This is a genomic window from Lysinibacillus sp. ACHW1.5 (assembly GCF_022014815.1).
GTDB lineage: Bacteria > Bacillota > Bacilli > Bacillales_A > Planococcaceae > Lysinibacillus > Lysinibacillus capsici.
Genome location: NZ_CP091777.1, coordinates 1 through 12,080 on the forward strand (window position 1 = coordinate 1; position 12,080 = coordinate 12,080).

General features: G+C 38.8%; 7 protein-coding genes, 2 tRNA genes and 1 rRNA gene. All 10 read left to right on the top strand.

From position 1 onward, the window contains the following. The 10 genes from dnaA to L6W14_RS00050 all read left to right on the top strand — a co-directional run bounded on the left by dnaA (position 1) and on the right by L6W14_RS00050 (position 12,072). Complete coding sequence (gene dnaA / locus L6W14_RS00005) at positions 1-1,350, top strand: chromosomal replication initiator protein DnaA (RefSeq protein ID WP_004233307.1); 1,350 nt, start codon at positions 1-3, stop codon at positions 1,348-1,350. A 169-nt stretch (positions 1,351-1,519) separates the two neighbouring features. Beyond that, complete coding sequence (gene dnaN, locus L6W14_RS00010; RefSeq protein WP_131521715.1) at positions 1,520-2,656, top strand: DNA polymerase III subunit beta; 1,137 nt, start codon at positions 1,520-1,522, stop codon at positions 2,654-2,656. 113 nt (positions 2,657-2,769) lie between these two features. Further along, the gene (yaaA, locus tag L6W14_RS00015) at positions 2,770-2,994 is read left to right on the top strand and encodes a S4 domain-containing protein YaaA (RefSeq protein ID WP_131521714.1); all 225 of its coding nucleotides are present in this window, start codon (positions 2,770-2,772) and stop codon (positions 2,992-2,994) included. Positions 2,995-2,997: 3 nt separating this feature from the next. Continuing rightward, positions 2,998-4,113 carry a DNA replication/repair protein RecF gene (recF, locus tag L6W14_RS00020; RefSeq protein WP_237898972.1) on the top strand — a complete coding sequence of 372 codons (1,116 nt, stop codon included), beginning with the start codon at positions 2,998-3,000 and terminating at the stop codon, positions 4,111-4,113. A gap of 93 nt (positions 4,114-4,206) precedes the next feature. After that, a complete protein-coding gene (gene gyrB / locus L6W14_RS00025) occupies positions 4,207-6,141 on the top strand; it encodes a DNA topoisomerase (ATP-hydrolyzing) subunit B (RefSeq protein WP_131521712.1) in 1,935 nt (644 codons plus the stop codon). 25 nt (positions 6,142-6,166) lie between these two features. Beyond that, positions 6,167-8,632 carry a DNA gyrase subunit A gene (gyrA, locus tag L6W14_RS00030; RefSeq protein WP_131521711.1) on the top strand — a complete coding sequence of 822 codons (2,466 nt, stop codon included), beginning with the start codon at positions 6,167-6,169 and terminating at the stop codon, positions 8,630-8,632. Between the two features lie 141 nt (positions 8,633-8,773). Then, a complete protein-coding gene (locus L6W14_RS00035; RefSeq protein ID WP_131521710.1) occupies positions 8,774-9,853 on the top strand; it encodes an HD-GYP domain-containing protein in 1,080 nt (359 codons plus the stop codon). 408 nt (positions 9,854-10,261) lie between these two features. Then, positions 10,262-11,813: ribosomal RNA gene (locus tag L6W14_RS00040) — 16S ribosomal RNA — on the top strand. Between the two features lie 94 nt (positions 11,814-11,907). Continuing rightward, positions 11,908-11,984 (top strand) — tRNA-Ile (locus tag L6W14_RS00045). Positions 11,985-11,996: 12 nt separating this feature from the next. Continuing rightward, positions 11,997-12,072 (top strand) — tRNA-Ala (locus L6W14_RS00050). Positions 12,073-12,080 lie beyond the last annotated feature (8 nt).

The following is a 12,080-nucleotide window of genomic DNA, read 5'->3' on the forward strand; positions in this document are numbered from 1 at the left end:
TTGGAACATTTAGAAGAACTATGGAACAATGTCCTGGCTCAAGTTGAACAAAAAATTTCTAAACCAAGCTTCGAAACGTGGCTAAAGTCTACGAAGTTACTATCTTACAATGGTAGTGGGTCCACTGTGACAATTGCTGCGCCAAATTCGTTTGCTCGAGACTGGCTTGAAAATCATTATATTCATTTGATTACAGGTATATTAACGGAGCTAACAGGCGAAGACTTGCTTATTAAATTTGTTGTTCAAAAAAACCAGGATTCGGACGATTTTGATTTGCCAGCGCCGATTATCCAAGCAAAAAATAATGAACATCATGATATTTCACCAGGTATGTTAAACCCGAAATATACTTTTGATACGTTTGTTATTGGCTCTGGTAACCGCTTTGCACATGCAGCTTCGCTAGCTGTAGCTGAAGCACCTGCTAAGGCATACAATCCATTCTTTATTTATGGGGGAGTAGGGCTAGGTAAAACACACTTAATGCATGCTATTGGTCATTATGTATTAGAGCATAATCCAAATGCTAAAGTAGTGTACTTATCATCCGAGAAATTTACAAATGAATTTATTAACTCAATTCGTGATAACAAAGCACTTGATTTTCGCAATAAGTACCGCAACGTGGATGTACTGCTAATTGATGATATTCAATTCCTTGCTGGAAAAGAATCAACTCAAGAAGAATTTTTCCACACTTTTAATACTTTACATGAAGAATCCAAACAAATTGTTATTTCAAGTGACCGACCTCCTAAGGAGATCCCAACTTTAGAAGATCGGCTCCGTTCACGTTTCGAGTGGGGGTTAATAACTGATATTGCGCCACCCGATTTGGAAACACGTATCGCTATTTTGCGTAAAAAAGCAAAAGCAGACGGTCTAGAGGTACCAAATGAAGTAATGCTTTATATTGCGAACCAGATTGACTCCAATATTAGGGAGCTTGAAGGTGCGCTTATTCGCGTCGTTGCCTACTCATCACTTGTAAACAAAGATATTACAGCGACATTAGCTGCCGAGGCATTGAAGGATATCATTCCAAATTCAAAACCGCGAACAGTGACAATATTAGACATTCAAAATGCAGTAGGGGAACATTTTAGTATACGATTGGAAGATTTCGCTGCCAAAAAACGTACTAAATTAATTGCTTTTCCACGTCAAATCGCTATGTATTTATCACGCGAGTTGACAGATTTTTCGCTGCCCAAAATTGGCGAAGAATTTGGTGGCCGTGATCATACAACTGTCATCCATGCGCACGAAAAAATATCTTCTATGTTGAAAAATGACGTTCAACTTCAACAAGATGTTAAACAAATTCGTAGTATGCTAGGCAAGTAATTGCTGTGGACAAACTAACTATTTAAACACAAACTTATACACAGTCTATCTACATGTGGATAGACTGATTTTATTCATAAAAATACACTTATCCACAAATCCACAGGACCTATTACTATATCTTTTTATTTTATATAAATAAATAATATAAATATGTGAGGGAAAACGAATGAAATTTGATATTTTACGTGACCGTTTATTAGAAGGTTTAAATGATGTCATGAAAGCAGTAAGTTCAAAAACAACTATTCCGATTTTAACTGGGATTAAAATTGACGTAACAGAGGAAGGTATCCGCTTAACTGGTAGTGATGCAGATATAACTATTCAAACATTTATTCCAGTAGAGGAAGATGGACAGCAAATTATTCACATTACAGAAACAGGCTCAATTGTTGTACAAGCACGTATGTTTAATGAAATCGTACGTAAATTACCAACAAACGATGTTGAAATACAAGTAACACCTGGTTTCCAAACACATATTCGTTCAGGGAAATCGGAATTCCATTTAATTGGCTCAGATGCAGCAGAGTATCCTTTATTACCAGAGCTTACAGAAGATCAAAAATTTACTATTCCTGCTGATCTCTTAAAAACAATTATCCGCGAAACAGTATTCGCTGTTGCCACTTCAGAAAGTAGACCCGTGTTGACAGGTGTAAACTGGCAGATCAAAAATGAAACATTAATCTGTGTTGCAACAGATAGTCATCGTTTAGCAAGACGAAAAGTACAACTCGAAAATTTACCAGAAGTTGAACATAGTGTAGTAATTCCAGGGAAAAGTTTGAATGAATTAAATAAAGTACTTGAAGATTCTACAAATCTTGTCCAAATCGTTATTACAAGTCAGCAAGTATTATTTAAAACTGGTGATGTATTATTCTTCTCTCGCTTACTGGAAGGAAATTATCCTGACACAACTCGTTTAATTCCTGAAGAATATCAAACAAATGTAACAATTAATGGTAAATCATTATTGCAAGCTATTGACCGTGCATCACTTGTTGCACGAGGAGATCGTAATAATGTTGTCCGTTTTGAAATCCTAGATAACCAAGCAGTTGAGGTTTCTTCTAATTCCCCTGAAATCGGTAAAGTACAAGAAGAAATTCCTGTGGAAGCATTAGAAGGGGATGGTTTGAAAATCTCATTCAGTGCAAAATATATGATGGAAGCATTAAAAGCAATAGATGGACAAGACGTGGTTATTCAATTTACTGGGGCAATGAGACCGTTTATTTTACGTTCCGTTCATGATGATGCTATTTTACAATTAATTTTACCTGTACGAACTTACTAAAGAATATAAGATCTGTTAAGATAGTCGCTCATAGTGACTATCTTTTTTTACTTATGACGTAATTTTAGGTATGATAGAGAGATAGACAGTCTGTATTCGGAGGGGAACACACTATGCAGGACATTAAAATTGATGAGGAGTTCATCACGTTAGGGCAACTTTTAAAAATTACTGATGCCATTAGTTCAGGTGGAATGGCCAAGTGGTTTTTACAAGAACATGCTGTATATGTAAATGGAGAAGTAGACGATCGTCGAGGTCGGAAATTACGTAATGGAGATATTATAAATATTCCTGGATGTGGTCGTTTTCAAATTATAGGACCAACTGGACAATAAATTATGTATATTGAGCAATTAAAACTTACAAATTACCGTAACTATGATGCCTTAGCTTTAAACTTCTCTCCAAAAATTAATGTTTTCATTGGTGAAAATGCACAAGGAAAAACAAATGTTATGGAGTCCATCTATGTTTTAGCAATGGCTAAGTCCCATCGAACAACGAACGATAAAGAATTGATACGTTGGGATTCAGACTATGGTAAAATAGAAGGGGCCGTTAAAAAAAGGCATGGTATTTTACCGATCGAACTTACGATTACAAAGAAAGGTAAAAAGGGCAAGATAAATCATATAGAGCAAAGTCGCCTTAGTCATTATATTGGTCAAATGAATGTCGTTATGTTTGCGCCAGAGGATTTGAACGTTGTAAAGGGAAGTCCGCAAATACGTCGACGTTTTATTGATATGGAGATTGGGCAAATTTCGCCTGTCTATTTACATGATTTATTAACCTTTCAAAAAGTTTTAAAACAACGTAACCATTTTTTAAAAATGAACCAAGGGAAGTCCATGTCCAATGATGTGATGTATGAGGTCTACAATGAACAATATATTCACGCTGCTACCCAAATTATTCGTAAAAGATTTCAATTTATGGATTTATTGCAGGAGTGGGCGGAACCCATACACGCAGGTATATCGCAAGGTAAGGAAACACTGGTTATAAAATATCGTACGGTAGCTGGTATTGAAAAAGAGCACTCTACTAGTGAAATTGAAAATACTTTACATCAAAAATTAATTGAAGCGAGAGAACGTGAATTTGATAGAGGCGTGACATTAGTTGGTCCACACCGAGATGATTTACAGTTTTTAGTGAATGGCTATGATGTACAAACTTATGGTTCACAAGGACAGCAGCGTACTACTGCATTGTCTTTAAAGCTTGCTGAAATTGAATTAATTAAACAAGAAATAAATGAAACACCCATACTACTTTTAGATGATGTTTTATCGGAACTCGATGATTATCGCCAATCGCATTTATTAAATACCATTCAGGGTGAAGTCCAAACCTTTGTTACAACCACTAGTGTGGAGGGAATTCATCATGAAACGATGGAACAGGCTCAACTGTTCCACGTGAAACAAGGTGCGATTGAAAGAAGTTAGCCAGGGTAGTTTTTTAGATTACAAAAAGAATGGTAATAGTCAGCTCGGTTGACTGTTCATTCATTTACACACAATGATGTTATGAAGGAGTAGATGAAAGCCGTGGCTATAGAGAACGAAGGTTTACAAAACCAAGCTTATGAGGCCGATCAGATACAGGTATTAGAAGGTTTAGAAGCAGTACGTAAAAGACCAGGGATGTATATCGGTTCAACTAGCTCTAAAGGGCTTCACCATTTAGTATGGGAAATTGTTGATAATAGTATCGATGAAGCACTTGCAGGATTTTGTACAGATATCAAAGTAACAATTGAAAAAGAAAACTGGATTCGTGTAGAAGATAACGGTCGTGGTATTCCCGTCAGTATTCAAGAAAAAATGGGTAAGCCAGCTGTTGAAGTTATTATGACTGTTTTACATGCTGGTGGTAAATTTGGCGGTGGAGGCTATAAAGTTTCTGGAGGGCTTCATGGAGTTGGAGCATCAGTAGTAAATGCACTTTCTGTTGAAACAATTGTCCAAGTACATCGTGAAGGTCATATCCATGAAATAAAATTTGAACGTGGAAAAACAGTTCAAGAGTTAACAGTTATCGGTGATACAGATCATAATGGTACAACAACGCGTTTTAAAGCTGACCCAGAAATATTTAAGGAAACAACTGTTTATGAATATGATATTTTAGCTCATCGTATTAGAGAATTGGCTTATTTAAATCGTGGTATTAAGATTACGATTGCTGATGAACGTGAAGAAGAGATTCGCTCAACAACATACCACTATGAAGGTGGTATTCGTTCTTATGTTGAACATTTAAATCAATCTAAAGAGCCAATCCATGATCCAATTGATGTTCTTGGAGAGAAGGATGGTATCACAGTAGAAATTGCTATGCAATATAACGCTGGATTCTCTTCTAATATTTTTTCATTTGCCAATAACATTAATACGTATGAGGGCGGTACACATGAGTCAGGATTTAAAACAGCCCTTACACGCGTTATTAATGACTATGCACGAAAAAGTGGATTACTAAAAGAATCTGACGCTAATCTTACAGGTGAGGATGTACGAGAAGGGTTAACAGCTATCGTTTCTGTTAAACACCCAGATCCGCAATTTGAAGGACAAACAAAAACAAAGTTAGGGAATTCAGAAGTAAGTCAAATTACCAATTCTTTGTTCTCAGATGGCTTTGAGCGTTTTATGCTAGAAAATCCAACGGTTGCACGAAAGATTGTGGAAAAAGGACTGATGGCAGCCCGTGCTCGTGTAGCTGCGAAAAAAGCACGTGAGTTTACTCGTCGTAAAAATGCGCTCGAAGTATCAAGCTTACCAGGTAAATTAGCAGATTGTTCTTCTACTAACCCAGCTGATTGTGAAATTTATATTGTTGAGGGTGATTCTGCCGGCGGTTCGGCTAAATCTGGACGTGATCGACACTTCCAAGCAATTTTACCTTTACGTGGTAAAATCCTTAACGTTGAGAAAGCTCGACTAGATAAAATTTTATCGAATGCGGAAATCCGTGCGATGATAACAGCATTTGGCACTGGGATTGGTGAGGAGTTTAATTTAGAGAAAGCTCGTTATCATAAAATCATTATCATGACAGATGCCGATGTCGATGGGGCACATATTCGTACATTACTTTTAACATTCTTCTTCCGTTTCCTTCGACCACTTATAGAAGCAGGCTATATTTATATTGCACAGCCACCACTTTATCAAGTGAAACAAGGTAAACATATTGAGTATTGCTATGATGAAGAGACATTAAAAGAAATTTTAGAACGGCTACCAAAAATGCCAAAGCCAAATGTGCAGCGTTATAAAGGTCTTGGTGAAATGAACGCTGAGCAGCTTTGGGAAACAACAATGGATCCTGAGTACCGCACATTATTACAAGTAGAATTAGATGATGCAATTAAAGCAAACCAAGCATTTGAACGTTTAATGGGCGATGAAGTTGAACCTCGTCGTCAATTTATAGAGGAAAATGCCGTATACGCTAATTTAGATATCTAATTTTTCTTGAGAGGAGGTCTACACTTTGTCAGAACAAGAACGCTCCGGTGTTAAAGGAGTTAATATCACAGAAGAAATTGAAACATCCTTTCTTGATTATGCAATGAGTGTAATTGTATCACGTGCATTACCTGATGTACGTGATGGATTAAAACCAGTTCATCGTCGTATTTTATATGGGATGCAGGAATTAGGTAATACAGCAGATAAAGCCTACAAAAAGTCAGCGCGTATCGTTGGGGATGTCATGGGTAAGTATCATCCACATGGTGACTCTTCCATCTATGATGCAATGGTACGTATGGCACAAGATTTTAGCTATCGCTATATGCTTGTTGATGGTCACGGAAACTTCGGTTCTGTTGATGGTGATGGCGCAGCAGCCATGCGTTATACAGAATCACGTATGTCTAAAATAGCAATGGAAATGCTCCGTGATATTAATAAAGATACAATTGACTATACAGACAACTATGATGGATCAGAAAAAGAACCAATAGTTTTACCAAGTCGCTATCCAAATCTTTTAGTCAACGGTGCTGCAGGGATTGCTGTAGGTATGGCAACAAATATTCCACCACATCAATTGGGCGAAACAATTGATGCTGTTATAGCACTTTCTGAAAATCCAGCCATTACGACTGAAGAGCTGATGGAAATCATTCCTGGTCCTGATTTTCCCACTGGAGGATTAATTTTAGGACGTAGTGGTATTCGTAGAGCCTATGAAACTGGTCGAGGTTCCATTATCATCCGGGCGAAAGTGGAAATTGAGCAAAAGGCAAATGGTAAGGAAACAATTCTTATTCATGAATTGCCTTACCAAGTGAATAAGGCTAAGCTCATTGAAAAAATTGCAGAGCTTGTACGTGATAAAAAAATAGATGGAATCACAAATTTACGTGATGAATCAGACCGTCGTGGTATGCGTGTAGTGATTGAAGTTCGTAAAGATGCAAATGCTAATGTTGTACTAAATAATTTATATAAACAAACAGCTATGCAATCTAGCTTCGGTATCAATATGCTATCTTTAGTAAATGGTCAGCCTAAAGTATTAGGCTTAAAAGAAATGCTATACCATTATTTAGAACACCAAAAAGTAATTATTCGTCGTCGTACAGAGTTTGATCTTCGAAAAGCTGAAGACCGTGCTCACATTTTAGAGGGCTTACGAATCGCACTCGATCATATTGATGAAATAATCGCTATTATACGTGGTTCACGTAGTGGTGAAGAAGCAAAACCTCAATTAATGGAACGCTTTAGCTTATCGGAGCGTCAGGCTCAAGCTATTTTAGATATGCGCCTCGTTCGATTAAGTGGCTTAGAACGTGAAAAAATTGAAGCAGAATATCAAGAGCTTCAAGTTCTTATAGCTGAATTAAAGGCAATATTAGCAGATGAAGAGAAAATTGTAGATATTATTCGTACTGAAATCTTAGAGTTGAAAGAACGTTTTAATGATACGCGCCGTACTGAGATTACATCAGGTGGAATTGAAATGATTGAGGATGAGGATTTAATTCCTGTTGAAAACTCAGTTGTTACTTTAACACATAATGGCTATATCAAGCGTTTAGCTGCGAATACATATCGTAGTCAAAAGCGTGGTGGTCGTGGTGTACAAGGAATGGGTACAAATGAAGACGACTTTGTAGAGCATCTAATGAATACTTCTACCCACGATACAATTTTATTCTTCACGTCTAAAGGTAAAGTATTTAGAGCAAAAGGATATGAAATTCCTGAGTTCGGTCGTACTGCTAAAGGGTTACCAATCGTAAACTTGCTTAATATAGAAAAAGGCGAAAAAGTAACAGCTATGATTCGTGTTGCGTCGTTTGATGAAGATGCTTACTTTATCTTTACCACAAAAACAGGTATTACAAAACGTACCCCTGTATCACAATTTGCTAACATCCGAACAAATGGTTTAATCGCAATCAGCTTGAGAGAAGACGACGATCTTATTTCGGTACGTCTTACAGATGGAGAGAAACAAGTGATTATTGGTACTCGCGATGGTATGCTCGTTCGTTTCCAAGAAGACGACATTCGATCTATGGGCCGTACAGCTGGTGGTGTTCGAGGCATTAAGCTACGAGATGGTGATGAAGTAGTTGGTATGGAGATTGTTGAACCAGGGCAAGAAATTTTAGTAGTAACTGAAAAAGGTTATGGTAAACGTACTTCTGAAGAGGACTATCGTTTACAAAGTCGTGGTGGAGTAGGACTGAAAACTATCCAGATTACAGATAAGAATGGTCCAATGGTGGCTGTAAAAACCGTCGATGGTTCTGAGGATTTAATGCTTATAACTATTAATGGTATGCTTATCCGTATGGATGTGAATGATATTTCATTAATTGGGCGCAGTACGCAAGGTGTACGTTTAATTCGACTTGGAGATGACGAATTGGTTGCAACTGTCGCTAAAGTGGAAAAAGCGGAAGAATCTTTAGAAGACGAAGAGGAAGTCGAAGAATAATATAATCCGATGATGACATTATTGAATGTCGTCATCGGTTTTTTTACGTAAATAATGAAAAATAAGTAATTATTTTGAATTCCATGATAAAATGGAAATACCTTATTTTGAAGCAAGAAATAGTGGAGAGGTGTTCATTCTGTGGAAACTATACATGTTCCAATTTCAGAGCTAGGTGTTGGCAAGGTAATTTCTGAAGATATATTTGCTAATACACAGTATCCGATTATTTTTAAAGATACAATGATTTCATATGTACACTTGCAAGTTTTTCACGCATTTAATATTTTCACCGTCCCCGTTTACAAAAGTGAAAATGATATTCGTGTAGAAAAGAATGAGAGCGATGTCGAAGTTACAATAGAAGAAATTCCAACTTTCAGGAAAATCTATAATCATTCTGTTGAACAGTTTAAAAAAGAATTTAAAAACTGGGAAGCGGGAGCTAAGGTAGATATTGCAAAGGCCAGAACAATTATTTTACCTTTAGTAGAGATGGTACTAGAAGACCGTACTATTATTTTTGATTTAAATGAGTATTCAAATCCTAAAGACTACCTGTATCATCATTGTGTAGCAACTGGTTTGATTGCCTCAGTTATTGCTCAAAAACTTAGTTATGATAGAGGAACTACTATTCAAGTAGCCATCGGTGGTTTATTGGCTGATTGTGGTATGGCTAAAGTACATCCGCGTATCAGGGATAAGAAGACACCATTAACAGAGCAAGAATATGATGAGATTTATAAACATCCGATTTATAGCCATAGTATGGTGAAAGATTTGACCATTTTAAAAGAAACAATGAAAGAAGCAATCTTTCAACACCATGAACGTTTAAATGGTAGTGGATATCCGAAGAACGAAAAGATCGCTAATATTTCTATATTTGCACAAATCATTGCTGTTGCAGACGTTTTTCATGCTATGACATGTGAACGAGTATATAGAACGAAGCAATCTTCATTTAAAGTAATAGAAATGATTAATGAATCTGAGTTTGGTAAATTTGATATTAAAGTTGTACGTGCGTTAATTGATATTGTTGCAGATCTACCGATAGGTACAATTGTAGAACTTTCTAATTTAGAACGTGGAGAAGTAATGTTTGTAAATAAATTTGCCCCAACACGACCACTTATTAAATTAATTCATTCAGGGGAAATTTTTGATTTAGGGAAAAATCGCAGCTTTTATATTTCACGTATCATAACTAATTAATAGATAGACAGGCAAACTATATTATGTAGTTTGCCTATTTTTTTAAGGTAAGAGATGTACTCTACGCAAAGTGCTATATTTTGCTTTTATAAATAGGTGATATTTTAGAAACACTTCGCAATATTAATCAATTAAATAGTGAGCATTTTAACCATAATTGTGTTTTGAAACATTTATATATATTGTATTAAAATATTTTTGGAGAAAGTGTTGACTTTGTTTTAGAATCTTGATATTATAAATGAGTCGCCAAGAGATGACGACGAAATAAAGAACATGAACCTTGAAAACTGAACAAGCAAAACGTAATCAATAAAGTTTTAAGTAGCTAGTTTCACTAGTGAACGAAACACAATTTTGGACATCAAACATGATGCCAGCAAAACAATTTGAGCTAATCAAATTTCTTTTATGGAGAGTTTGATCCTGGCTCAGGACGAACGCTGGCGGCGTGCCTAATACATGCAAGTCGAGCGAACAGAAAAGGAGCTTGCTCCTTTGACGTTAGCGGCGGACGGGTGAGTAACACGTGGGCAACCTACCCTATAGTTTGGGATAACTCCGGGAAACCGGGGCTAATACCGAATAATCTCTTTTGCTTCATGGCAAGGGACTGAAAGACGGTTTCGGCTGTCGCTATAGGATGGGCCCGCGGCGCATTAGCTAGTTGGTGAGGTAACGGCTCACCAAGGCGACGATGCGTAGCCGACCTGAGAGGGTGATCGGCCACACTGGGACTGAGACACGGCCCAGACTCCTACGGGAGGCAGCAGTAGGGAATCTTCCACAATGGGCGAAAGCCTGATGGAGCAACGCCGCGTGAGTGAAGAAGGTTTTCGGATCGTAAAACTCTGTTGTAAGGGAAGAACAAGTACAGTAGTAACTGGCTGTACCTTGACGGTACCTTATTAGAAAGCCACGGCTAACTACGTGCCAGCAGCCGCGGTAATACGTAGGTGGCAAGCGTTGTCCGGAATTATTGGGCGTAAAGCGCGCGCAGGCGGTCCTTTAAGTCTGATGTGAAAGCCCACGGCTCAACCGTGGAGGGTCATTGGAAACTGGGGGACTTGAGTGCAGAAGAGGAAAGTGGAATTCCAAGTGTAGCGGTGAAATGCGTAGAGATTTGGAGGAACACCAGTGGCGAAGGCGACTTTCTGGTCTGTAACTGACGCTGAGGCGCGAAAGCGTGGGGAGCAAACAGGATTAGATACCCTGGTAGTCCACGCCGTAAACGATGAGTGCTAAGTGTTAGGGGGTTTCCGCCCCTTAGTGCTGCAGCTAACGCATTAAGCACTCCGCCTGGGGAGTACGGTCGCAAGACTGAAACTCAAAGGAATTGACGGGGGCCCGCACAAGCGGTGGAGCATGTGGTTTAATTCGAAGCAACGCGAAGAACCTTACCAGGTCTTGACATCCCGTTGACCACTGTAGAGATATAGTTTCCCCTTCGGGGGCAACGGTGACAGGTGGTGCATGGTTGTCGTCAGCTCGTGTCGTGAGATGTTGGGTTAAGTCCCGCAACGAGCGCAACCCTTGATCTTAGTTGCCATCATTTAGTTGGGCACTCTAAGGTGACTGCCGGTGACAAACCGGAGGAAGGTGGGGATGACGTCAAATCATCATGCCCCTTATGACCTGGGCTACACACGTGCTACAATGGACGATACAAACGGTTGCCAACTCGCGAGAGGGAGCTAATCCGATAAAGTCGTTCTCAGTTCGGATTGTAGGCTGCAACTCGCCTACATGAAGCCGGAATCGCTAGTAATCGCGGATCAGCATGCCGCGGTGAATACGTTCCCGGGCCTTGTACACACCGCCCGTCACACCACGAGAGTTTGTAACACCCGAAGTCGGTGAGGTAACCTTTTGGAGCCAGCCGCCGAAGGTGGGATAGATGATTGGGGTGAAGTCGTAACAAGGTAGCCGTATCGGAAGGTGCGGCTGGATCACCTCCTTTCTAAGGATTATTTCGGAATACAAACCTTGGGTTTGTAAGATTACGTTTTGCGTTCAGTTTTGAAGGTTTATGAAATTTAATAAAACTTCCAAGAGGGCCTATAGCTCAGCTGGTTAGAGCGCACGCCTGATAAGCGTGAGGTCGATGGTTCGAGTCCATTTAGGCCCACCATATATACCTCTTGGGGCCTTAGCTCAGCTGGGAGAGCGCCTGCCTTGCACGCAGGAGGTCAGCGGTTCGATCCCGCTAGGCTCCACCATTTTTTTG

Excerpts from the sequence above, each read along its gene's own strand:
- recF (WP_237898972.1), top strand. The coding sequence starts at position 2,998 with ATGTATATTGAGCAATTAAAACTTACAAATTACCGTAACTATGATGCC.
- yaaA (WP_131521714.1), top strand. The coding sequence starts at position 2,770 with ATGCAGGACATTAAAATTGATGAGGAGTTCATCACGTTAGGGCAACTT.
- gyrB (WP_131521712.1), top strand. The coding sequence starts at position 4,207 with ATGAAAGCCGTGGCTATAGAGAACGAAGGTTTACAAAACCAAGCTTAT.
- dnaN (WP_131521715.1), top strand. The coding sequence starts at position 1,520 with ATGAAATTTGATATTTTACGTGACCGTTTATTAGAAGGTTTAAATGAT.